Here is a 21,119-nt window from a genome sequence, read left to right as displayed (position 1 = left end):
CTAGCGGAGCGCCGCCCGCCCGGCGACGCGGTCGACGAATGCTCGGCCGCGTCGTTCGCCGAGCCGCCGGCCGTAGAGCCACTGGACGGGGCGCAAGACGGTGGGGCGGGTGGCACCGAGGACGGCGAAGCGGGTGCCGCCGGCCTCGGGGACGGCGGCCATGCCGCCGACGGTCAAGCGGGACTGCATCAGGCACCAGCCGGGGGCGAGTCGCACCTCGAAGGCCTCCGTCAGGCCCGAACGGCCCACAGCCAGCGCCTGTTTGCGGTCCGCGTCACCGGGCGACACGCGGAACTCCCGTAGGAACGGCACCAGATGGGGCAGTTCCGACTGGAGGTCCGCGATCACCGCCCAGACCCGGTCGTAGGGCAGCGCCAGATGGTCCTCGGCGTACATACCGGCGCGCAGACCTGCCGCCAGCACCCGCAGTCGACGTACGGGATCGGAGGAACTCATCGTGACCATGCCTTCCGGAACGAGGAACGGGCCCGGTGCAGCCGGGACTTGACGGTGCCCTGCGGCACCCCGAGCAGCGCGGCGACGGTGGCCTCGTCCAGGCCCTCGAGTTCGCGCAGGACCAGGACGGCGCGATGCCGGACGGGCAGCCGGGCCAGTACGTCCCGTACGTCGGCCGGCAGGTCCCCGTCGGCGTGGGTGCCCAGTCCGCCGAGACGGGCCAGGTCGGCGGGGTCGGCCGGTTCCTCGGCGGACGTGCGGCGGGCGATCCGTACCGCCTCGCGCACGGTGGCCGTGCGGACCCAGCCGTAGAAAGCCTGAGGATCGCGCAGGGTGCCCAGCCCCCTGAAGACCGCGAGCAGCGATTCCTGGACGGCGTCGGCCACGTCGTGCGGGGCGAGCGGGCGGCACAGCCGGGTCACGTACGGCGTGATGAGGTTCAGCAGTTCGTCCATCGCCAGGGCGTCTCCGTCCTGCGCGGCCCGGACCAACGGGGCGGCCGTGTCCCAGGGCCCCGCCCGGCCCTCCCCGGCTCCCCCACCATCCTTCTCCTGGGTGTCCACGGCGGCTCAGTCGCGTCGGCGGAGTGCGTTCAGCAGGGCCGCGCCCCGTTCGGCGTCGTCCACGCTGAAGGCGAAGTCGCTACGGCGGCCCCGGGGGCGTACGACCAGGCAGTCCCCGGCGCGGAGCATGACCGTCGTGCCGAGGCCGCTGAGCCGGTAGCCCCAGCCGCCGACCTGGGAGGGCAGCCGCTGCTCGGCGTGCGCGGACTCGATGGCGGCCGGGGACCAGCGGCGGGCCGGCCAGCCGAGCGGCCCGAACGCCACCTCCAGGCCCGCGTCCGACACCTTCGCCCGGAGAGAGGAGAAGACGGCGCCGGTGAGGGCGGCGACACCGCCGACCGTGCACACCGGCCACAGCACGGCGGGGTCGGCCAGGCCGACGGCCAGGGCCACCAGCGCGACGACGGCGATCAGGCCGGCCGCCGCCGACAGCAGTTGCAGCCAGGGGTTGGCGGCGTGCGAGAACCAGACCAGTCGCTCGCCCTCGGGCAGGTCCAGCTCGGGAGGTGCGGTGGCGGGCTTGGTGGAGGTGGTGCGGACGGTCATCCGCCAGGCGAGGACCAGCGCGGCCGCCGTCAGGGCCAGGATCAGCGCGACGACCCAGGCCGGCTGGCGGGCCTGGTGCCAGTCCGTGTGGTCGAGGTTCGCCAGGACGATGGAGGCCTGCGCGCCGACGAGGACCACGCCCGTGGGTGCCAGTGCGATCGCCCGCCAGGGGCGCGCGGTCGGCCAGGAGCGGCGCCGGCGCACGGACACCGCGAGGGAGATCAGCAGCCAGATCCCGGCCGGGAGGAGGGAGTTCGCCCACAGGGGCATCGAGCCGTCCGGGGTGTCGCCGCCGCTCCAGTGGGTGGCCAGCCGGTCCGGAAGCCGGCTGTGCGCGGCCCAGGGGAGGCCGACGAGCAGCGCGGTGACGGCCGCGACCCACCCCGCGGTTCCCCATCTCGCGGTCCCCCGCCTTGCGGTGTCCCAGCGAGCGGTCCGCCCGCCCCTCTGTTTCCTGGCGTCCGCGTCCGTCATGAGATCCCCCGGATCATGTCGATGAGGTCGGTGCGGCTGTAGCCGAGCCGGGATGCCTCCGCGACCAGCTCGCGCACCCTGATCTGCAGTCCGGAACGCCGGGCGGCCCCCTCGGCGACGGTGATCCCGCGGCCCCGGCGGAACTCCAGCAGTCCTTCGTCCCGCAGTTCGCGCAGGCCGCGCAGGACGGTGTTGACGTTGATGTCCAGGGCGTCGGAGAGGTCGCGGGCGGAGGGCAGCCGGTCGCCGGCGCGGCACTCGCCCTCGGCGACGGCCCGCCGGATCGCCGCCGCGACCTGCTCGTGCAGGGGGCGGGTGTCGGTCTTGTCCAGACGCAGCAGCATGGTGCCAATGACACTAGCACCATTCACTTCATCGTGGGAGCCCGTCCGACGGCCGCACCGGGGAACGACAACGGGCCCGCCGCTTACCGCGACGGGCCCGTGGAAGGGGGACTGGGGTGGCGTCAGCCGAGCCTGGCGAAGCCGTAGTTGAGGAGCTTCGTGGCGTCCGTGGCGCGCTGCGCGTACGAGGTGGACGCGAGGACCGTGCCGATGACCGTCTTGCCGTTGCGGGTGGCGGCGAAGACGAGGCACGCACCGGCCTCGGGGCCGGAGCCGGTCTTCACGCCGATGGCGCCGCTGTAGCTGGAGAGCAGCGTGTTGGTGTTGGTCCAGGGGGTCATCGTGCGGATGGTGTTCGTCTTGGTGATCGTCTTCGCGGTGTACGACTTCGTCTTGACGATCGCGCGGAACGTGGAGTTCTTCATCGCGCTGCTGGCGATCTTCGTCAGGTCGCGCGGCGTCGAGTAGTTGTTGCCGTTGCCGATGCCGTCGAACGAGTCGAAGTGGGTGTTCTTCAGACCCAGGCTGCTGGCGGCGGCGTTCATCTTGCCGATGAAGTTCTTCACGCGCGCGTCACGGGTGGTGCCGGAGCCGTAGGTGTCGGCGAGCGCGTAGGCGGCGTCGCAGCCGGACGGCAGCATCAGGCCGTAGAGCAGCTGGCGGACGGTGACCTTGTCGCCGACGATCAGGTGCGCCTGGGAGGCGTTGTTCTTGACGACGTAGTCGCTGTAGATCTTCTGGATCGTCACCTTGCGGTCGAGGTTGAGGTTCGACTGCGCGAGCACGACCTTGGCGGTCATGATCTTGGTGGTGGAGCCGGTGGAGCGTCGGGTGTCCGCCGTCTTGTTGTACAGCGTCGCGCCGTTCGCGTTGTTCATCACGTAGCCGCCCTTGGCCACGATCGAGGGTGCCGTGACGGCCTGCGCGGGCACCGCGGTGAGGGCACCGGTCGCGAGCAGCGCGCCGGAGGTGACGGCGACGGCGGCGCCTCTGCGGATACGGGTCCTGCGGGTGCCGTGAATGCCGGTAATCAAAGTGAAGTACCCCGATTGTCTTGAATGCCCCTGAAGTGCGGCCGAGTTGAGGTGGCAAGAGCAGGGGGCCGCACATGTCTGACACGTAAGTAGCACAGAGGGTTGTGCGATTGCTGGAGGTGACTTCGGTCACGTCCGCATGATGGACGCCTCCCCCGCATGCGTACGTGTTGTATCTATCCTGTGGGCATGAAAACGGCCGTCCAGCAGCCCGCCCCTTCGATGAACCAGCCGATGAACGAGCCGACGAATCAGCCGACGAGCCAGTCGATGAAGCAGCCGCCTGCCGCCGACCGTGTCTACACCCATGTCAAACAGGGCGTGCTCGACCGCCGTTACGAGGGTGGGACCCTGCTCACCGAGGGCGAGCTGGCCGAGGCCGTCGGGGTCTCGCGCACTCCTGTGCGTGAGGCGCTGCTGCGGCTGGAGGTCGAGGGCCTGATCCGGCTCTACCCGAAGAAGGGCGCCCTCGTGCTGCCCGTCTCCGCGCAGGAGATCGCCGACGTCGTGGAGACCCGGCAGCTGGTCGAGGAGCACGCCGCGCGCAAGGCCGTACCCGCACCGCCGGGTCTGCTGGAGCGGCTGGCCGAGCTGCTGGAGCAGCAGAAGGCGCAGGCGGCGGCCGGTGATCTGGCCGCGGCCGCGGTGACCGACCGCGCCTTCCACGCCGAGATCGTGCGCAGCGGCGGCAACGAGATCCTGTCCCGGCTCTACGACCAACTGCGCGACCGTCAGCTGCGGATGGGCGTCGCCGTCATGCACTCGCACCCGGACCGGATCGCCAAGACACTCACCGAGCACGAGGAGATCCTGGACGCGCTGCGCGCCGGGGACGCGGACGCGGCCGTCGGGGTCGTGCACCGGCACGTGAGCTGGTTCTCGCACCTCGCGCGGGGTGAGGTGCGATGAGCGCCACGACCAGCAAGGCCACCCTCCCGGGTGACCCACCGGGCGGCCGACGCGCCGTCACCGTGTGGTCCATAGGCGTCGCCGTCTACTTCGTCGCCGTCATCTTCCGTACGTCACTGGGCGTCGCGGGCCTGGACGCGGCCGACCGCTTCCACGTCAACGCCTCCGCGCTGTCCACGTTCTCCATACTCCAGCTGCTGGTCTACGCCGGGATGCAGATACCCGTCGGGCTGCTGGTCGACCGGCTCGGCACCAAGAAGGTGCTGAGCATCGGCGCCGTGCTGTTCACGGCCGGACAGCTCGGCTTCGCCTTCTCACCGTCGTACGGCACCGCGCTCGCCTCGCGGGCCCTGCTGGGCTGCGGGGACGCGATGACCTTCATCAGCGTGCTGCGGCTCGGCACCCGCTGGTTCCCGGCGCGGCGCGGGCCGCTGGTCGCGCAGTTCGCGGGGCTGGTCGGCATGGCGGGCAACCTGGTCTCCACCCTGGTCATCGCCCAGCTGCTGCACGGCATCGGCTGGACCCCGGCGTTCGCGGGCAGCGCGCTCGCGGGGGTCGTGGTGCTGGTGCTGACGATGCTGTTCCTGAAGGACCACCCCGAGGGGTACGAGCCGGAGCCGTCCCCGCATCAGGGCGCGGCGTATGTACGGCGGCAGATCGCGGCGGCCTGGCGGGAGCCGGGGACGCGGCTCGGGCTGTGGGTGCACTTCACCACCCAGTTCCCGGCGATGGTGTTCCTGCTGCTGTGGGGCATGCCGTTCCTGGTCCAGGCGCAGGGGCTCAGCCGGGCCACGGCCGGTGAAATGCTCACGCTGGTCGTGCTGGCCAACATGGTGATCGGGCTCGTCTACGGCCAGATCGTCGCCCGGCACCATGCGGCGCGGCTGCCGCTGGCGCTCGGGACGGTGGGGGCGACGGCGGTGCTGTGGGCTTCGACGCTGGTGTATCCGGGTGCGCATGCGCCGATGTGGCTGCTGGTGGTGCTGTGTGTCGTGCTCGGGGCGTGTGGGCCGGCGTCGATGCTCGGCTTCGATTTCGCGCGGCCGGCCAATCCGCCCGAGCGGCAGGGGACGGCGTCGGGGATCACCAACATGGGTGGGTTCATCGCCTCGATGACGACGTTGTTCGCGATCGGGGTGCTGCTGGACGCCACCGGCGACGATTACGGCGTCGCGTTCTCGGCGGTGTTCGTGCTGCAGGCGCTGGGCGTGAGCCAGATCCTGCGGCTTCGTGGGCGGGCCGCCCGGCGTGAGCGTGAGCGGTTGGTTGCGAGCCGGGTGGAAACGGTGCACGTGCCTGCGGCTTAGCTCCGCCCGGCTCTCCCACGCTGCGGCCCACGCCGCCCAACAGGTGTAACCCCCTACCGTCCCTACGGCGTGACCGCGAAGTTCCGGAGGATCGCTGCCGTCAGTTCCGGGTCGCCCTCTGTCTTCACTCGGTCTGCTGCCGCTTCCGGGGTGACGCGGCCGCAGGCGAGGCGGACGTAGGTTTCCCAGTCGAGGGTGAGGGTGGCGGCGGGGCCGAGGGCCGGGGCGGTTTCCAGGGTGCCTCGGCCCTGGATGTCGACGCGGATCGTGCGGAGGAATTCGACCGGGCCGTGCACGTCGAAGACGATCGCCGAGCTGCGCGGGGCGTTCGCGTCCTTCGCCACGACCTTGGGGAGTGCTTCGAGGAGGAGGTCGCGGACCACGTGGGCGCCGGGTGAGTCGAGGTTGCCGGGGCGGCCCAGGGCCGTACGCAGGTCCTGTTCGTGCACCCAGACGTCGAAGGCCCGGGTGCGGTAGGCCTCTTCCAGGGTGATGTCCTTGCCGAGCGGGCCGCGCACCGTGGTGCCGGGGTCGCGGGACTCGTTGCGCAGCTGGCGGTTGCGGCGGATGACCGTGTACTCCAGCTCGGCCGTCATCTCCGGCCCGGTGTGATGCCGGCGGCTGTCGACCTGCATCTCCATGTAGCGCTGGTGCTCGGTCCTGACGTGGAAGAGGTCGCGCGGCAGCGAGTGGATCGGGCGCGGGTCGCCGAGCATCTCGCAGTCCATGCCGATCACGTGGGACACGACATCGCGCACCGACCAACCCGGGCAGGGCGTCCGCCGGTTCCACTCGCCCTCGACGAGCGACTGGGCCATCTCGGATATCGCTTCGATGGAGTGCGTCCAGGCGTCGGCGTAGGGCTGGAGGGTGGGATGCAGACTCACGGAACGGGACCCCTCGGCGGTCGGTACACGGGCAGGTTGTGGCGGCGTTGCCAGCGGGTGGCGGCGGCACGGCGGCGGGTGTCTGAGTGGCTAAGTTACGCTGCCTTCAGGCAGCCCGGCAGTGCTTTCGTGTGACGATCGTAGGCCTGTGTGGACGACTCGAATGCCAGGACGGTGGTAGTGTGCGCGCCTCGCTGATCCAGATCGCCGTGAACGAGGACGAATCGGTCGACTCCCGGCGGCAGCGGGTGGCCGCACTGGTCCGCCGGCAGGCCGGGGCCGATCTCGTCGTCCTGCCCGAACTGTGGACCATCGGAGCCTTCGCCTACGAGGAGTTCGGCCGCGAGGCCGAGCCGCTCGACGGGCCGACGTACGAGGTCATGGCCAAGGCCGCGAGTGACGCGGGTGTGTGGCTGCACGCGGGATCGATTCCGGAGCGAGACCCCGACGGGCCGCTCTACAACACCTCTCTCGTCTTCTCCCCCTCCGGTGAGCTGGCCGCCGCCTACCGCAAGATCCACCGCTTCGGCTTCGACAAGGGCGAGGCCGTGCTGATGGGCGCGGGGCAGGAGCTGGTGACGGTCCGGCTGCCCGGGACCACGCTGGGCCTGGCCACCTGTTACGACCTCCGTTTCCCCGAACTCTTCCGCGGACTTGTCGACGCCGGCGCCGAGACCCTCGTACTCCCCGCGGGCTGGCCCGAGCGGCGGCGTGCGCACTGGACGCTGCTGGCTCAGGCGCGGGCGGTGGAGAACCAGGCGTTCGTGCTCGCCTGTGGAACGGCCGGGGCCCACGCGGGAGTTCCGCAGGCGGGTCACTCGATCGTGGTGGATCCGTGGGGCGAGGTGCTCGCCGAGGCGGGCCCGGACGAGGAGGTCCTCACCGTCGACTTCGACCCGGCGAAGGTGGCGGCCACCCGTGAGCAGTTCCCGGCCCTGAAGGACCGGGTGCTCGGGCTGCGACCGCCCCGGTAGTCCGCCGTCAGTCCTCCTCCCGCTCCCTCTCCCGCTCCTTCTCCGCCAGGTGGATCACGCACACCGCCACCGCGATGAGCAGCGCCGGGTCCGCGTCCTCCCGTACGACGTCGACGCCGTAGGTCTCGCGCAGGTGCAGCCAGCGGCGGGAGATCACCGCGAGGAGTTCGCCGTCGTACTCGACGACGAACTCGCGGTCCATGATCTTTCCGCTGACGTCCAGTTCGGTGCCGTCCGCCAGGGTGACCCGGTAGTGGTTGCGCAGCAGGGACAGCCGCTTGCGCCTGATCCTGGCCAGGCCCTCGCCGTCCCGCTCGATCACCATCGTGTCGCGCAGGGCGAACATCTTCTGGTGGATGTCGATCAGGACGCGGCCGTGGGCGTCCTTCAGCTCGAAGGTGTCCCGCAGCCGCATCGCCTTGCCGTCGACGAGGTACACCTTGCGGCCGTGCTCGTCCTCGATCCAGTAGTCCTCACCGATGCCGAGGAGCCGGTCGCGTACGTGGAATCTCATGCGGGTACCGTTCCCCGCCGTTCGCCGATCATCACCGTCCATCGGCCGTCCATCGGCCGTCCATCGGTCGTGACCGTCCATCGGCCGTCACCGGCCCGCCGGGCCGAAGCGCCTGCGGTACGCCGACGGGCTCAGCCCTGTCTCCCGGCGCAGCCGGTCCCGCAGATTGGCCGCCGTGCCCAGGCCGCTGCGGGCCGCGACGACGTCCAGGCGCTCCTCGCCCCGCTCGATCAGCCGGCAGGCCAGCGCCACCCGCTCTCCGGTGAGCCAGGCCAGCGGGGTCGTGCCCAGCTGGGCGCGGAAGCGGCGGTGCAGTGTGGCGGGGCTGACGGCCGCGCGGGCGGCGAGGCCGGCCACGGTCAGCGGCGCGTCCAGCCGTTCCTGCGCCCAGGCGAGCAGCGGGCCGAGCGACTCGTCGGGCACGTGGGGCAGCGGGCGCTCGACGAACTGCCGCTGGCCGCCGTCCCGGTGGGCGGCGAAGACGAGGCGCCGGGAGACGTGGTTGGCGATCTCCGCGCCGTGGTCCCGGCGCACGATGTGCAGGCCCAGGTCGAGCGCCGAGGCGCTGCCGGAGGCGGTGAGGATGTCGCCGTCGTCCACGAAGAGCACGTCCGGCTCCAGCCGTACCTTCGGGAAGCGTTCGCGGAAGCCCTGTTCCCACATCCAGTGGCAGGCCGCCCGGCGCCCGTCCAGCAGCCCGGCTTCCGCGATCGTGAACGCGCCGGAGCAGAACCCGACGAGCCGGGCGCCACGCGCGTGTGCCCGGCGTACGACATCCAGCACACGCTCCGCGCGCGGGACCTCGGTGTCGGGCCGGTTCGGCACGATCAGCGTGTCGGCGTCCTCGGCGGCCTCCAGTCCGGCGACCCCGCTGAGCGTGAAGAAACCGTCCCGCATCCGGGTCCGCGGACCGGCCGCGCAGAGCTGGAAGTCGTACAGCTCCCGGCCCAGTTCGGGCCGGGGCAGCCCGAAGATCTCGATGGCGCAGCTCATCTCGAAGGGGTTGGAGTTCTCGTCGACCAGCAGCACGACACGGTGAGAGGATCCTTGCGGCATGTGCTATTCCTAGCACTCGCCGGCCGCCTCGTCGCCCCCGACGATTGAACCCATGGAACCCATCTCCCTGGACAAGGCCCTCGCCTCCTTCGACGAGTGCTGGAGCCCCCGCATCGTCGCCGCCGTCAACGACTACGACGTCCGTCTCGCCAAGTTCGAGGGCGAGCACGTGTGGCATGTGCACGAGGACACCGACGAGTTCTTCCTGGTTCTCGACGGCGAGGTGCACATCGGCCTGCGCGAGCCGGCCGGTGAGCGCACGGTCGTCCTGACCAAGGGATCGGTGTTCACCGTCCCGCGCGGCGTCTATCACAAGCCGTCCGCGCCCCGGCGCGCCGAAGTCCTCCTCTTCGAGCCCACCGGCACCCTCTCGGTCGGCGACCGGCACGAGGAGGTGCCCGATCACGTGGACGTCACCACCGGCCACGCCCTGATCTGACCCACCACCGGAAGGAGCCGGGCGGAGTTATCCACAGGCGCTTCAGCGGGTGTCGGAGCCGGGTGGCAGTCTTGGGGGCATGACCGACTCCGCACCCCGCCGAGCCCGTGTCCGCGCCCCCGAGCTGATCGGCAAGGGCGGCTGGCTGAACACGGGCGGCAAGGATCTGAAGCTCGCCGATTTCCGAGGTCGCATATTGATCTTGGATTTTTGGACCTTCTGCTGCATCAACTGCCTGCACGTGCTGGACGAGCTGCGCGAGCTGGAGGAGAAGCACCGGGACACGGTGGTGATCACCGGGGTGCACTCGCCGAAGTTCGTGCACGAGGCGGAGCATCAGGCGGTCGTGGACGCGGTCGAGCGCTACGGCGTGGAGCACCCGGTGCTGGACGACCCGGAGCTGGCCACCTGGAAGCAGTACGCGGTGCGTGCGTGGCCGACGCTGGTCGTCATCGACCCGGAGGGGTACGTCGTCGCCCAGCACGCGGGCGAGGGGCACGCGCACGCGATCGAGCGGCTGGTCGAGGAGCTGGAGGCCGAGCACGAGGCGAAGGGCACCCTGCGCCGCGGCGACGGACCGTACGTGCCGCCGGAGCCGGAGCCGACGACCCTGCGCTTCCCGGGCAAGGCGCTGCTGCTGCCGGCGGGGCATGTGCTGGTCAGCGACACCACCCGGCACCAGCTGGTGGAGCTGGCCGAGGACGCCGAGACCGTCGTACGGCGCATCGGCTCCGGCGTGCGCGGCTTCACGGACGGCGGCCCCGAGGAGGCGTCCTTCAACGAGCCGCAGGGCCTCGCCCTCCTCGACGACGGCTCGGTGGTCGTGGCCGACACCGTCAACCACGCCCTGCGCCGCCTCGACCTCGCCACGGGCACGGTGACCACCCTGGCCGGCACCGGCCGGCAGTGGTGGCAGGGGTCGGCCACCTCCGGTCCGGCCCGCGAGGTGGACCTGTCCTCCCCGTGGGACGTAGCGGTCTTCGGCGGCAAGGTGTGGATCGCCATGGCCGGTGTGCACCAGCTGTGGACGTACGACCCGGCCGCGCGGACCGTAGCCGTGGCGGCGGGCACCACCAACGAGGGCCTGGTGGACGGCCCCGGCGCCGAGGCCTGGTTCGCCCAGCCCTCCGGCCTCGCGGCCACCGCCGAGCGGCTGTGGCTGGCCGACTCCGAGACCTCGGCGCTGCGCTGGGTGGACCCGGACGGACATGTCCACACCGCCGTCGGCACCGGCCTGTTCGACTTCGGCCACCGGGACGGCGCCGCCGGGCAGGCCCTGTTCCAGCACCCGCTGGGGGTCACCGCCCTGCCGGACGGCTCGGTCGCGGTCGCCGACACCTACAACCACGCCCTGCGCCGCTACGACCCCGCGACCGGTGAGGTCACCACGCTCGCCACCGATCTGCGTGAGCCCAGTGACGCCGTGCTCGTCGGCGAGGACATCGTGGTCGTGGAGTCGGCCCGGCACCGGCTGACCCGGCTGCGGCTGCCGGAGGAGGCGGTGCGGGTGGAGTCGGTCGCCCACCGCACCCAGCGCGCGGCGACCGAGGTGGCTCCCGGCCGCCTCCGCCTGGACGTCATCTTCCAGGCCCCCGCGGGCCAGAAGCTGGACACGCGGTACGGTCCGTCCACCCGTCTGCTGGTCTCCTCGACCCCGCCCGAGCTGCTGCTCAAGGGAGAGGGCGCGGACACGGACCTCGGGCGTGAGCTGGAGCTGAACCCCGCCGTGCCGGAAGGGGTGTTGCACGTCTCGGCGATGGCGGCGAGCTGCGACGACGATGTGGCCAACGAGTACCCCGCCTGCCATGTCCATCAGCAGGACTGGGGTGTTCCGGTCCGGCTCATAGCGGGCGGGGCGGAGCGGCTGCCGCTCGTCCTGGCCGGGATGGACGAGCAGTAGCCGGGCGTTGCCGTCAGACGCCGTAGCCGTCGTGGTAGCCGCCGACATGGTGGTGGCGGCGGGGTTCCTCCTCCACCATCGGTGTCGTCGGCGGGACCACGACCCGCCGACGACGCGCGATCCCCGTGAACGTCACGACGCCGATCAGTCCCACGGCCATCAGGATCAGCCCGACGACCGGGAGGTTGACGCCCTTCATGTGCCAGTCGGTCGCGAACGTCAGGATGGCCCCCGCAGCGAGGAGGATGATGCATCCGCCGAGCCCCATGGGAATTCGCCTCCCTTTCCGGTTCCGGAATCTCCGGTGCCGGCCGGGTACCCCGCGGTTCGCGAACTAGCCCTCCAGGAAGGCCGTGAGGGCGTTCGCCAGTAGGAACGGGTCGTCGGCTCCGCACAGTTCGCGGGCGCTGTGCATCGAGAGGATCGCGACGCCGATGTCGACCGTGCGGATGCCGTGCCGGGCCGCGGTGATGGGGCCGATCGTGGTGCCGCACGGCATGGAGTTGTTGGAGACGAAGGACTGGAAGGGGACGTTCGCCTTCTCGCAGGCCGCCGTGAAGATCGCCCGGCCCGAACCGTCCGTCGCATAGCGGTTGTTGACGTTGACCTTGAGGATGGGGCCGCCGTTGACCCGGGGGTGATGGGTGGGGTCGTGGCGCTCGGCGTAGTTGGGGTGGACGGCGTGGCCCGTGTCGGAGGACAGGCAGACCGTGGCGGCGAAGGCGCGGGCCCGGTCCTCGTAGGAGCCGCCGCGTGCGAAGACCGAGCGCTCCAGGACGGAGCCGAGCAGCGGGCCGTCGGCGCCGGTGTCCGACTGGGAGCCGTTCTCCTCGTGGTCGAACGCGGCCAGCACGGGGATGCGGGTGAGCGGGGCGCCGGAGGTCGCGACGGCGGCCAGGGCGGCCGTGCCGGCGTGCACCGACAGCAGGTTGTCCATGCGGGGCCCGGCGACCAGCTCCCGGTCCCGGCCGAGGTAGGTCGGCGGCTCCACCGGATGCACCATCAGGTCCCAGCCCGCCACCGAGCCGGCCGCGAGCCCCGCCTCCTGCTCCAGGAAGGCGATCAGGTCGCCCTCCGTCACGTCGTTGCCGAGGCCCCACACCGGCTGGAGGTGGCGCTGCTTGTCGAGTTTCAGGCCCTCCGAGGAGACCGAGCGGTCCAGGTGGATCGCCAGCTGGGGGACGCGCAGCAGCGGGCGGTCCACGTTCACCAGGACCGAGGAACCGTCGCGCAGGGTCAGCCGGCCGGCCAGGCCCAGGTCCCGGTCCAGCCAGGAGTTCATCAGCGGGCCGCCGTAGATCTCCACGGCGACCTGGCGCCAGCCGTGGGCCCCGCTGTCCGGCCGCGGCTTGACCCGCAGGTTGGGGGAGTCGGTGTGCGCGCCGATGATGTGGAAGGGGGTGTGCGGTTCGGCGCCCTCGGGGACGTACCAGGCGACGATCGCGCCGCCGCGCAGCACGTACTTGCCGCCGCTCGTCCCGTCCCAGGCGTCCGTCTCCGCGACCTGCCGGAAGCCCGCCTTCTCCAGCCGCTCCGCGGTGGTGGCCACCGCGTGGTACGGCGACGGTCCGGCCGCCAGGAAGGACATCAGGTCGTCGGTGTGGCCGCGGTCGAAGCGGGCTGGTGCGCTCATGGATTCACCTTAACGACGTGCACGGGCTCGCTCCCCGAAAAGGGAGCGAGCCCGTGGGACCGGATCGGCGGCTCGTAAGACGGACTAGAACGCGGCCTCGTCCAGCTCCATCAGGTCCAGCTCGACGTTTCCGGCGACCTTGCGGGCCAGGGTGACGCCCGGCAGCACGTTCGCCGCGAAGAACTTCGCCGCGGCGATCTTGCCGGTGTAGAACGCCTGGTCCTTCGCCGAGGCCGTGGCCAGCTTCTCGGCGGCGACCGCGGCGCCCTTGAGCAGCAGGTAGCCGACGACGACGTCACCGGAGGCCAGCAGCAGGCGGGTGGTGTTCAGGCCCACCTTGTAGATGTTCTTGGTGTCCTGCTCGGTGGCCGCGAGGTCGGTCAGCATCACACCGACGATCGCCTCCAGCTCCACGGCCGCCTTGGCCAGGTGCTCACGGGCGCCGGCCAGCTCCTCGCCGCCGGTGCCGAGCGCCAGGAACTTCTTGATGTCCTCGGCGAGGGCGTTCAGCGCGGCGCCCTGGTTGCGGACGATCTTCCGGAAGAAGAAGTCCTGGCCCTGGATCGCCGTGGTGCCCTCGTACAGGGTGTCGATCTTGGAGTCCCGGATGTACTGCTCGATCGGGTACTCCTGCAGGAAGCCGGAGCCGCCGAAGGTCTGCAGCGACTGGGCCAGCTGCTCGTAGCCCTTCTCGGAGCCGTAGCCCTTGACGATGGGCAGCAGCAGGTCGTTGAGCGCGTGCTCGGCGGAGGCGTCCTCGCCGGCCGCCTCCTTGAGCTGGATGGCGTCCTGGACCGAGGCGGTGTACAGCACCAGGGCGCGCATGCCCTCCGCGTACGCCTTCTGCGTCATCAGCGAGCGGCGCACGTCCGGGTGGTGGGTGATGGTGACCTTGGGCGCGGACTTGTCCATGAACTGCGCGAGGTCGGGACCCTGGACGCGCTCCTTGGCGTACTCCAGCGCGTTCAGGTAGCCCGTGGACAGCGTGGAGATCGCCTTCGTGCCGACCATCATGCGGGCGAACTCGATGATGCGGAACATCTGGCGGATGCCCTCGTGCTTGTCACCGATGAGCCAGCCCTTGGCGGGGTGCTGGTCGCCGAAGGTCATCTCGCAGGTGTTGGAGGCCTTCAGGCCCATCTTGTGCTCGACGTTGGTGGCGTAGACGCCGTTGCGCTCGCCCAGCTCGCCGGTCTCGAAGTCGAACTCGTACTTCGGGACGAGGAAGAGGGACAGGCCCTTGGTGCCGGGGCCGGCGCCCTCGGGGCGGGCGAGGACGTAGTGGAGGATGTTCTCCGACATGTCGTGCTCACCGGAGGTGATGAAGCGCTTCACGCCCTCGATGTGCCAGGAGCCGTCCTCCTGCTGGACCGCCTTCGTGCGGCCGGCGCCCACGTCGGAGCCCGCGTCGGGCTCGGTGAGCACCATGGTGGAGCCCCACTGCTTCTCCACGGCGATCGAGGCGATGTGCTTCTGGACCTCGTTGCCCTCCTCGAAGAGGATGCCGGCGAACGCCGGGCCCGAGGAGTACATCCACACGGCCGGGTTGGCGCCCAGGATCAGCTCGGCGTAGGCCCAGATCAGGGAGCGCGGCGAGGTGGTGCCGCCGATCTCCTCGGGCAGGCCGAGCCGCCAGTACTCGGAGTCCATGAAGGCCTGGTAGCTCTTCTTGAAGGACGCCGGGACGGGCGCGGTGTTGGTCTCGGGGTCGAAGACCGGCGGGTTGCGGTCGGCGTCGGCGAAGGACTCGGCCAGCTCGTTCTCGGAGAGGCGGGTCAGCTCCTCCAGGACGCTCTTGGCGGTGTCGACGTCCATCTCCTCGAACGGGCCGGTGCCGTACACCTTGTCGCGCCCCAGTACTTCGAAGAGGTTGAACTCGATGTCGCGGAGATTCGACTTGTAGTGCCCCATGGCCACGGCTCCGTAGAGGGATCGGCGAGGCACTGACTCCTCGCAACCTAATTCACATACCAACAAGTAGCTACGATGATGCTACCCGCCGGTAATAAGGCGCAACCCCTACCCGTTCAAGTGTGAGAAGGGTCTACTCGGTCTCCACTCGGTCCCGGCTCGCCAGCTCCGGTCTCCGGGCGAAGGGTGCGGTCGGTATCAGGGAGGTCACCTGCTCCGGATGCTGCGCGGCCGGCCGGATCGCCACCGTGCCGCCCAGCGAACATCCCGAGAGGGCGAACCGCCGTATCCCGGCCGCGTCGGCCGCCGCCGTCAACTGGTCGGCCGGCTGGTCGAGGTGGAGCGCGGCGGTCGCGCGTGGAGTGGTGTCCGAGTTCGGGTGGTTGGCGCCGATCAGGGTGAACCGGGCCGCCAAGTGATCTCTCGTCGTGCCGTAGTCGGCCGAGAGGGAGCCGTCCGCGCCGTGGGCGAGGAGCAGGGTGGGGTGGGAAGCGGTGCCGGTGCCGGGCATGACGTACTCCCGAGTGCGCGCTATCTGTATCGGTCGATAAAGAAAACCGTAGCAGTATTCTCTAGCGGTCGCTACATAAATTCTCCCGGGCGCCCTTGTCCGGCTTCCCCTCGGTACGCTGTCGCTCATGTACGGATACGGCCAGCCCATGGACGGGGGCGCCGCTCAGCAGCAGTACGCCCCGCCGCAGCAGCAGATGCCGGGCGGTGTCGGCGGGTACGGGCAGCAGCCGCCGCTCTACCCGGAGCCGTCCCCGCCCTCGCTCGCGGACGCGGTGCGGGCCTTCACCACCGGGCAGATGGCCGCCGAGGACTTCCAGCAGATCTTCGCCACGTCGAAGGTGTACTGCCCGCGCGGCGACACCCCCGGCTTCCTCGCCCTGCACAACACCCAGCAGCCGGTGATCCCGATGTTCACCTCGCTGAAGGAGCTGCGCCGGTACGCGGGCAAGGAGTCCAAGTACTTCGTGATCACCGGCGCCGAGGTGATCGACCTGCTGCCGACCGGCTACGGCTTCGTCCTGGACATGGAGGGCGAGCACCGGATGGTGTTCGACGCGAAGGCGGTCGAGCAGATGGTCGACTTCGCGATGCGCCGGATGTACGGCGGCTGAACCCTCCCTTCCGGCCGGCGGTTCGACCTACGGTGCCCGCGTGACGTCGACCGACGCCTCGCCCGCGGTGCGCAGGCGCCGGATGTGGTGGGCCGGCGGCGGCCTCTTCGCGTCGGCGGCCTGCGTGCTGGGGGTCGCCGGAGGTGTGGTGGCCGTCGTGGTCCGGTTCTGCGCCCCCGCCCTCCTCGCCTGTGGTGGCATGGCCGCGCTGGGCGGCCGGCGGTCGCTGCGCGCGGTGTGGGTACTGCGCACGCGGGGGGTCGTGGCGGAGGGGCGGCTGGAGTCGTCGTACGTGGAGAGCGTCGAGGACGCCCTCGTGCGGCGCCACGTGTCCGGGCTGCTCGTCTTCGGTGTCGTGCTGCTGCTGGTGTTCGGGATTCCGGTTCTGGTGGGCGGAGCGGGGGCGGCCGTGTTCGCCGTGCTCTTCGCCTTCGGCTGACGTCCGGCGCCCGGAGCCCGGAGGGAATTCCCTCCGGGCTCTCTCTGTTGGGGGTGGCAGAAAGTTCAACGCTCAACTAAAGTGGGCACACAAGGAGGTACCGACCATGCCTGCAGTGACCGTCGAGAACCCGTTGACGCTGCCCCGCGTGACCGCGCCGGCCGACGCCGTGGCACGCCCCGTGCTGGCCGTGACGACCGCGCCGAGCGGTTTCGAGGGTGAGGGATTCCCGGTGCGCCGGGCGTTCGCCGGGATCAACTACCGTCACCTCGACCCGTTCATCATGATGGACCAGATGGGCGAGGTGGAGTACGCGCCGGGCGAGCCCAAGGGCACCCCCTGGCACCCGCACCGTGGCTTCGAGACCGTCACGTACATCATCGACGGCACCTTCGACCACCAGGACAGCAACGGTGGCGGCGGCACCATCACCAACGGTGACACCCAGTGGATGACGGCGGGCTCGGGTCTGCTGCACATCGAGGCGCCGCCGGAGTCCCTCGTCATGTCCGGAGGTCTCTTCCACGGCCTGCAGCTGTGGGTGAACCTGCCCGCCAAGGACAAGATGATGGCCCCGCGGTACCAGGACATCCGCGGTGGACAGGTGCAGCTGCTCACCTCCCCCGACGGCGGTGCGCTGCTGCGGGTCATCGCGGGTGAGCTGGACGGTCACCAGGGCCCCGGCATCACGCACACGCCGATCACGATGATCCACGCGACCCTCGCTCCGGGCGCGGAGATCACCCTGCCCTGGCGTGCGGACTTCAACGGCCTGGCCTACGTCCTCGCGGGGCGCGGCAGCGTCGGTACGGACCGCCGGCCGATCCACCTCGGCCAGACCGCGGTGTTCGGTGCCGGGTCCTCGCTCACCGTCCGCGCGGACGAGAAGCAGGACGGCCACACCCCGGACCTGGAGGTCGTCCTCCTCGGCGGACAGCCGATCCGTGAGCCCATGGCCCACTACGGCCCGTTCGTCATGAACACCCGCGAGGAACTCCAGCAGGCCTTCGAGGACTTCCAGAAGGGCCGGCTGGGGACCATTCCCGCGGTGCACGGGATGACCGAGAGCGGCCCGCAGGGCTGACGCCGGACCACCGGGCCACGGGGCTGGGCGGGCCTCACCCGCCCAGCCCCGTACGGCAGGACACCCGTCGGCGGTCATGATCCGCTGGACGCGTGCAGCTGTTGCCCGAGGCCGTTCGCCGGATCGCCGCCTGGTGTGTCGTGCTGTTGCTCGTCGCGGGCGTGGTGTGGGTCGGGGTGCGGTTGTGCGAGGAGTTTCGTACGGCCGTCACGCCGGTGCTGCTCGCGTTGCTCGGGACCGCGTTGCTCGGGCCGTTGTACCGGCAGCTGGTGCGGGCGCGGGTGCAGCCGTCCATCGCGGCCGGGCTGACCTGTGTCGCCGTCCTGGCCGTCGTCGGCGGTGCCGTGTACATCGTCGTCGCCGCGCTCATCGACACCGGGGACCAGATCATCGCCTCGCTGCGCCATGCCGCCAAGGGGGTCTCCCAGCACTTCGGGGCCGCCGGGACCGGGCTCGACAATCTCGCCGCCAACTCGCGTCAGCTGCTGAGCAGGTTCGGCGGGACGGCCGCGTCCAATGTGATCAGCGGGGTCAGTGTGGCCGCCGAGAGCGTCGCCATGGCCGTACTCGCCCTGCTGCTCGTCTTCTTCTTCCTGCGCGACTCCCACCGGGCCGTCGAGACGCTCCGGGCCCTCGCGCCCGGCGGCAGCGCCGACACGCTGGAGGCCGTCGCCCGGCGGGCGTTCGAGGCGGTGGAGGGGTTCATGCGGGGGACCACGGTGATCGCGCTCATCGACGCCCTCTGCATCACCGTCGGTCTGCTGATCCTCCAGGTGCCCGGCGCGATCGGGCTCGGCGCACTGGTCTTCGTCGGCGCCTACATCCCCTACCTCGGCGCCTTCCTCTCGGGTGCCGTGGCCGTCCTGGTCGCCCTCGCCGACCGCGGCTTCGTCATCGCGCTGTGGGCGCTCGGGGTCGTGCTCGCCGTGCAGGTGCTGGAGGGGCATGTGCTCCAGCCGGTCATCCAGAGCCGGACCGTGCAGATGCATCCGGCGGTCGTCATGCTCGCCATCACCGCTGGGGCGTCCGTCGCGGGGATCCTCGGCATGCTGCTCGCCGTACCGCTGACCGCCGCCGCCTTCGGGGTCGTCCAGGAGGTACGAACGCGTTACGCGACCCCCTCCCCAGCCCCCTGCGACTCGTCCCCCGACGCGTCCCCCGGCTCCTCCTCCGACGCACCTCCCGATTCATAGAGCGCGAACCAGATGCTCTTGCCCTCGCCCCGCGGGTCCACTCCCCAGGCGTCGGCGAGTAGTTCGATCAGCATCAGGCCGCGGCCGGAGGAGGCGAGTTCGCCGGGGCGGCGGCGGTGGGGGAGGTCGTCGCCGGCGTCGGTGACCTCGACCCGGAGCCGGCGTGCGCCCGGCTCGCCGGTGACCTCGGCCAGCAGCAGGGCGTCGGTGTCGGTGTGGACGAGGACGTTGGTGACCATCTCCGAGACCAGCAGCACCGCCGCGTCGACCTGCTCGGGCGAGGCCCAGTCGTGGAGCAGTTCGCGCAGGTGCCGGCGGGCTTCGGCGATCCGGTCCGGCTCGTCCTGGGCCACCGACAGCAGGGTGCGCCGGACCGCGGGCCGTACGGTGCCCTCCTGCGGCCGGTTCAGCAGCACCAGCGCGATGTCGTCCTCGCGGCGGTCGGCCAGCGGGCCGGTGGTGTGGTGCGAGGACGGCCCGTGCACGCCCTGCACCAGCGCGTCCGCCAGCGACTCCAGGTCGGGGTCGCCTCCCTGGTCCTCCGCGTGGTTGTCGTCGTGCTCCTTCAGGATCGCGCGCAGCCGGTGCCAGCCGCTCTCCATGTCGTGCCCGCCGGTCTCGATCAGGCCGTCGGTGCACAGCACCACCGTCTCGCCGGGTTCGAGGGCGAACCGGGTCGTCGGATAGTCGGCGTCCGGGTCGATGCCCAGCGGCAGCCCGCCCGCCGTCGGCCGCACCATCACCGTGCCGTCGGCCATCCGGATCGCCGGGTCCGGATGCCCGGCGCGGGCGATCTCCAGCATCCCGGTCGCCGGGCAGACCTCCGCGTACACGCAGGTCGCGAAGCGCAGGTCGGCCGGCTGGTCGGGGGTGTCGTCGTCCTGGGCGTCGTGCGTGATGCCGTGCAGGAAGCGGGAGGCGCGGGAGAGGACGGCGTCCGGGCGGTGGCCCTCGGAGGCGTAGGCGCGCAGGGCGATGCGCAGCTGGCCCATCAGCCCGGCGGCCCGTACGTCGTGGCCCTGGACGTCCCCGACGACCAGGGCGTAGCGGCCGGAGGGCAGCGGGATCATGTCGTACCAGTCGCCGCCGACCTGGAGTCCGCCGCCGGTCGGGATGTAGCGGGCGGCCACCCGCAGGCCCGGGATCTCGGGGCCGAGCGAGGGCAGCATGGAGCGCTGCAGGCCCTCCGTCAGCTCCCGCTCCTCCTCGGCGGCACCGGCCCGGGACAGGGCCTGGGCGAGCATCCGGGCGACCGTGGTGAGAACCGCGCGCTCGTCCGGGGTGAACGCCACCGGATAGGTGAAACCGGCCATCCAGGCGCCCATCGTGCGCCCGGCGACCGTCAGCGGCAGGAAGGCCCAGGACCGGCGGCCGAACGGCCGGGCGAGCGGCCAGGTGACCGGGTAGCGCTCCTTGTACTCCTCCGGGGAGGAGAGGTAGACGGCGCGTCCGGTGCGGGCGACCTCGGCGGCCGGGTAGTCGGTGGTCAGCGGCATGTTCGAGAAGGGGTTCATGTCGGCGGGTTCGTGCCCGTGCTGGCCGGTGATCGTCAGCTGGTCGCCCTCGGCGCCGAAGACCACGAGCCCGTCCGGGGAGAAGCCCGGCATCGACAGGCCGCCCGCCACGCGCAGCACCTCCGCCGTCGACCGGGCCTCCGCCAGCGCCCGGCCCGCGTCCAGCAGGAACGCCTCCCGTGAACGCCGCCAGTCCCCGGTGACCGCGCTGCGCCCGGCCGGGGTGCCCGGGGCGGGCTCGGTGACCTCCTGGAGGGTGCCGATCAGCTCGTACGCCTGCCGCTCGGGGTCGTACGACGGCTTCGACCGGCTGCGGACGACCCGCAGGATGTTCCCCTGCTCGTCCATGACCCGGATGCGCACCTCGGCGAGCGTGCCCTCGGCGACCGCCAGCGGGACCACCCCGGTGATCTCGTTCCAGTCGACCGGGTGCAGCCGGGCCCGGGCCTGGGCCTCCGTGAGGGTGACCGGTTCCGCGGGCAGCCCGAGCAGCCGCGCCGCCTCCGCGTCGACGGTGACCAGACCGGCGGCCGTGTCCCAGTGCCACAGCCCGGTCGCGAGGGCGGCGAGGACGTCCTCGAGGGACGGTAGGGGCTCGCCTGTGCGCATTGCCCCACTTTAAGAAGATCTTCCGGATAGGTGCCACTGTAAGAAGACCCGATTGGCGAGGGCCGCTCTTGGAGGACTCGCCGAGAGCCGGGGCCCTGTGCCGCGCGGGCGGGCGGTAATGGTGGGGAGCCGATCTTGGGGTGCCCGGTACCCTTGGGGTGGCCTAGGCCGTATCCGCCGGGCGACACCCGATTCGCAAAGACTGGAAG

Annotated in this window: 22 protein-coding genes; 9 read left to right on the top strand and 13 right to left on the bottom strand. The window is 71.2% G+C overall.

The features are described from left to right. From ACH47Z_RS14175 to ACH47Z_RS14155, 5 genes are all read right to left on the bottom strand, one after another. Window positions 1-456, bottom strand: a complete 456-nt coding sequence (locus ACH47Z_RS14175; RefSeq protein ID WP_399073517.1) for a hypothetical protein — start codon at window positions 454-456, stop codon at window positions 1-3. Then, window positions 453-911 (bottom strand): RNA polymerase sigma factor, encoded by a 459-nt coding sequence (locus tag ACH47Z_RS14170; RefSeq protein ID WP_399073726.1) that lies wholly within the window; start codon window positions 909-911, stop codon window positions 453-455. Before ACH47Z_RS14170 ends, ACH47Z_RS14175 begins: the two co-directional genes overlap by 4 nt. Window positions 912-1,025: 114 nt before the next feature. Then, window positions 1,026-2,039: a DUF1648 domain-containing protein gene (locus ACH47Z_RS14165; protein ID WP_399073516.1), complete on the bottom strand. Its 1,014-nt coding sequence runs from the start codon at window positions 2,037-2,039 to the stop codon at window positions 1,026-1,028. After that, the gene (locus ACH47Z_RS14160) at window positions 2,036-2,383 is read right to left on the bottom strand and encodes a GntR family transcriptional regulator (RefSeq protein ID WP_399073515.1); all 348 of its coding nucleotides are present in this window, start codon (window positions 2,381-2,383) and stop codon (window positions 2,036-2,038) included. Before ACH47Z_RS14160 ends, ACH47Z_RS14165 begins: the two co-directional genes overlap by 4 nt. A 122-nt stretch (window positions 2,384-2,505) precedes the next feature. After that, the gene (locus ACH47Z_RS14155; RefSeq protein ID WP_399073514.1) at window positions 2,506-3,417 is read right to left on the bottom strand and encodes a D-alanyl-D-alanine carboxypeptidase family protein; all 912 of its coding nucleotides are present in this window, start codon (window positions 3,415-3,417) and stop codon (window positions 2,506-2,508) included. Between the two features lie 234 nt (window positions 3,418-3,651). Here ACH47Z_RS14155 and ACH47Z_RS14150 point away from each other — a divergent pair, with 234 nt between their 5' ends. Together ACH47Z_RS14150 and ACH47Z_RS14145 are read left to right on the top strand one after the other, a co-directional pair. Further along, window positions 3,652-4,326 carry a GntR family transcriptional regulator gene (locus ACH47Z_RS14150; RefSeq protein WP_399073725.1) on the top strand — a complete coding sequence of 225 codons (675 nt, stop codon included), beginning with the start codon at window positions 3,652-3,654 and terminating at the stop codon, window positions 4,324-4,326. Beyond that, window positions 4,323-5,633 carry a nitrate/nitrite transporter gene (locus ACH47Z_RS14145; protein WP_399073513.1) on the top strand — a complete coding sequence of 437 codons (1,311 nt, stop codon included), beginning with the start codon at window positions 4,323-4,325 and terminating at the stop codon, window positions 5,631-5,633. The genes ACH47Z_RS14150 and ACH47Z_RS14145 overlap by 4 nt, the downstream gene beginning before the upstream one ends. Window positions 5,634-5,695: 62 nt before the next feature. Here ACH47Z_RS14145 and ACH47Z_RS14140 read toward each other — a convergent pair whose 3' ends face one another. Next, window positions 5,696-6,520: a maleylpyruvate isomerase family mycothiol-dependent enzyme gene (locus ACH47Z_RS14140; protein ID WP_399073512.1), complete on the bottom strand. Its 825-nt coding sequence runs from the start codon at window positions 6,518-6,520 to the stop codon at window positions 5,696-5,698. A 182-nt stretch (window positions 6,521-6,702) separates the two neighbouring features. Between ACH47Z_RS14140 and ACH47Z_RS14135 the strand changes: the two genes are divergently transcribed. After that, window positions 6,703-7,494 carry a carbon-nitrogen family hydrolase gene (locus ACH47Z_RS14135; RefSeq protein ID WP_399073511.1) on the top strand — a complete coding sequence of 264 codons (792 nt, stop codon included), beginning with the start codon at window positions 6,703-6,705 and terminating at the stop codon, window positions 7,492-7,494. Between the two features lie 7 nt (window positions 7,495-7,501). Here ACH47Z_RS14135 and ACH47Z_RS14130 read toward each other — a convergent pair whose 3' ends face one another. Together ACH47Z_RS14130 and ACH47Z_RS14125 are read right to left on the bottom strand one after the other, a co-directional pair. Then, window positions 7,502-8,008, bottom strand: a complete 507-nt coding sequence (locus ACH47Z_RS14130; protein ID WP_399073510.1) for an LURP-one-related/scramblase family protein — start codon at window positions 8,006-8,008, stop codon at window positions 7,502-7,504. 87 nt (window positions 8,009-8,095) lie between these two features. After that, window positions 8,096-9,064: a GlxA family transcriptional regulator gene (locus ACH47Z_RS14125; RefSeq protein WP_399073509.1), complete on the bottom strand. Its 969-nt coding sequence runs from the start codon at window positions 9,062-9,064 to the stop codon at window positions 8,096-8,098. Between the two features lie 52 nt (window positions 9,065-9,116). On the opposite strand from ACH47Z_RS14125, the gene ACH47Z_RS14120 reads away from it, so the two are divergent. Both ACH47Z_RS14120 and ACH47Z_RS14115 read left to right on the top strand, forming a co-directional pair. Then, window positions 9,117-9,503 carry a cupin domain-containing protein gene (locus ACH47Z_RS14120; RefSeq protein ID WP_399073508.1) on the top strand — a complete coding sequence of 129 codons (387 nt, stop codon included), beginning with the start codon at window positions 9,117-9,119 and terminating at the stop codon, window positions 9,501-9,503. Window positions 9,504-9,582: 79 nt separating this feature from the next. Beyond that, the gene (locus ACH47Z_RS14115) at window positions 9,583-11,403 is read left to right on the top strand and encodes an NHL domain-containing thioredoxin family protein (RefSeq protein WP_399073507.1); all 1,821 of its coding nucleotides are present in this window, start codon (window positions 9,583-9,585) and stop codon (window positions 11,401-11,403) included. 13 nt (window positions 11,404-11,416) lie between these two features. Here ACH47Z_RS14115 and ACH47Z_RS14110 read toward each other — a convergent pair whose 3' ends face one another. From ACH47Z_RS14110 to ACH47Z_RS14095, 4 genes are all read right to left on the bottom strand, one after another. Next, on the bottom strand, window positions 11,417-11,671 hold the full coding sequence (locus ACH47Z_RS14110; RefSeq protein ID WP_399073506.1) for a DUF6458 family protein: 255 nt from the start codon (window positions 11,669-11,671) through the stop codon (window positions 11,417-11,419). Window positions 11,672-11,737: 66 nt separating this feature from the next. Continuing rightward, complete coding sequence (locus ACH47Z_RS14105) at window positions 11,738-13,036, bottom strand: M18 family aminopeptidase (RefSeq protein WP_399073505.1); 1,299 nt, start codon at window positions 13,034-13,036, stop codon at window positions 11,738-11,740. Between the two features lie 84 nt (window positions 13,037-13,120). Continuing rightward, a complete protein-coding gene (locus ACH47Z_RS14100; RefSeq protein WP_399073724.1) occupies window positions 13,121-14,947 on the bottom strand; it encodes an acyl-CoA dehydrogenase in 1,827 nt (608 codons plus the stop codon). Between the two features lie 133 nt (window positions 14,948-15,080). Beyond that, window positions 15,081-15,458, bottom strand: a complete 378-nt coding sequence (locus tag ACH47Z_RS14095) for an alpha/beta fold hydrolase (RefSeq protein ID WP_399073504.1) — start codon at window positions 15,456-15,458, stop codon at window positions 15,081-15,083. A 127-nt stretch (window positions 15,459-15,585) separates the two neighbouring features. Here ACH47Z_RS14095 and ACH47Z_RS14090 point away from each other — a divergent pair, with 127 nt between their 5' ends. The 4 genes from ACH47Z_RS14090 (at window position 15,586) to ACH47Z_RS14075 (ending at window position 18,787) form a co-directional block, all read left to right on the top strand. Beyond that, the gene (locus tag ACH47Z_RS14090) at window positions 15,586-16,071 is read left to right on the top strand and encodes an SseB family protein (protein WP_399073503.1); all 486 of its coding nucleotides are present in this window, start codon (window positions 15,586-15,588) and stop codon (window positions 16,069-16,071) included. A gap of 40 nt (window positions 16,072-16,111) precedes the next feature. Further along, a complete protein-coding gene (locus ACH47Z_RS14085) occupies window positions 16,112-16,510 on the top strand; it encodes a hypothetical protein (protein ID WP_399073502.1) in 399 nt (132 codons plus the stop codon). A 106-nt stretch (window positions 16,511-16,616) separates the two neighbouring features. Then, window positions 16,617-17,594 (top strand): pirin family protein, encoded by a 978-nt coding sequence (locus ACH47Z_RS14080; protein ID WP_399073501.1) that lies wholly within the window; start codon window positions 16,617-16,619, stop codon window positions 17,592-17,594. A 92-nt stretch (window positions 17,595-17,686) separates the two neighbouring features. Beyond that, window positions 17,687-18,787, top strand: coding sequence for an AI-2E family transporter (locus tag ACH47Z_RS14075; protein ID WP_399073500.1), 1,101 nt, complete (start codon window positions 17,687-17,689; stop codon window positions 18,785-18,787). Here the strand turns inward: ACH47Z_RS14075 and ACH47Z_RS14070 are convergent. Beyond that, window positions 18,703-20,910 carry a SpoIIE family protein phosphatase gene (locus ACH47Z_RS14070; RefSeq protein WP_399073499.1) on the bottom strand — a complete coding sequence of 736 codons (2,208 nt, stop codon included), beginning with the start codon at window positions 20,908-20,910 and terminating at the stop codon, window positions 18,703-18,705. The two genes, ACH47Z_RS14075 and ACH47Z_RS14070, sit on opposite strands and share 85 nt — an antisense overlap. Between the last annotated feature and the right edge of the window lie 209 nt (window positions 20,911-21,119).

The organism is Streptomyces sp. NPDC020192 (assembly GCF_044388685.1).
Classification (GTDB): Bacteria; Actinomycetota; Actinomycetes; order Streptomycetales; family Streptomycetaceae; genus Streptomyces.
Note: the sequence above shows the minus strand (reverse complement) of the source record. Positions and strands in the feature narration are given on the sequence as shown.

Bases quoted from the DNA above. Each gene is read 5' to 3' on its own strand.
- ACH47Z_RS14130 (WP_399073510.1), bottom strand. From the start codon at position 8,008: ATGAGATTCCACGTACGCGACCGGCTCCTCGGCATCGGTGAGGACTAC.
- ACH47Z_RS14150 (WP_399073725.1), top strand. From the start codon at position 3,652: ATGAACGAGCCGACGAATCAGCCGACGAGCCAGTCGATGAAGCAGCCG.
- ACH47Z_RS14115 (WP_399073507.1), top strand. From the start codon at position 9,583: ATGACCGACTCCGCACCCCGCCGAGCCCGTGTCCGCGCCCCCGAGCTG.
- ACH47Z_RS14110 (WP_399073506.1), bottom strand. From the start codon at position 11,671: ATGGGGCTCGGCGGATGCATCATCCTCCTCGCTGCGGGGGCCATCCTG.
- ACH47Z_RS14120 (WP_399073508.1), top strand. From the start codon at position 9,117: ATGGAACCCATCTCCCTGGACAAGGCCCTCGCCTCCTTCGACGAGTGC.
- ACH47Z_RS14165 (WP_399073516.1), bottom strand. From the start codon at position 2,039: ATGACGGACGCGGACGCCAGGAAACAGAGGGGCGGGCGGACCGCTCGC.
- ACH47Z_RS14105 (WP_399073505.1), bottom strand. From the start codon at position 13,036: ATGAGCGCACCAGCCCGCTTCGACCGCGGCCACACCGACGACCTGATG.
- ACH47Z_RS14080 (WP_399073501.1), top strand. From the start codon at position 16,617: ATGCCTGCAGTGACCGTCGAGAACCCGTTGACGCTGCCCCGCGTGACC.
- ACH47Z_RS14090 (WP_399073503.1), top strand. From the start codon at position 15,586: ATGTACGGATACGGCCAGCCCATGGACGGGGGCGCCGCTCAGCAGCAG.
- ACH47Z_RS14070 (WP_399073499.1), bottom strand. From the start codon at position 20,910: ATGCGCACAGGCGAGCCCCTACCGTCCCTCGAGGACGTCCTCGCCGCC.
- ACH47Z_RS14125 (WP_399073509.1), bottom strand. From the start codon at position 9,064: ATGCCGCAAGGATCCTCTCACCGTGTCGTGCTGCTGGTCGACGAGAAC.
- ACH47Z_RS14145 (WP_399073513.1), top strand. From the start codon at position 4,323: ATGAGCGCCACGACCAGCAAGGCCACCCTCCCGGGTGACCCACCGGGC.
- ACH47Z_RS14175 (WP_399073517.1), bottom strand. From the start codon at position 456: ATGAGTTCCTCCGATCCCGTACGTCGACTGCGGGTGCTGGCGGCAGGT.
- ACH47Z_RS14100 (WP_399073724.1), bottom strand. From the start codon at position 14,947: ATGGGGCACTACAAGTCGAATCTCCGCGACATCGAGTTCAACCTCTTC.
- ACH47Z_RS14095 (WP_399073504.1), bottom strand. From the start codon at position 15,458: ATGCCCGGCACCGGCACCGCTTCCCACCCCACCCTGCTCCTCGCCCAC.
- ACH47Z_RS14170 (WP_399073726.1), bottom strand. From the start codon at position 911: ATGGACGAACTGCTGAACCTCATCACGCCGTACGTGACCCGGCTGTGC.
- ACH47Z_RS14160 (WP_399073515.1), bottom strand. From the start codon at position 2,383: ATGCTGCTGCGTCTGGACAAGACCGACACCCGCCCCCTGCACGAGCAG.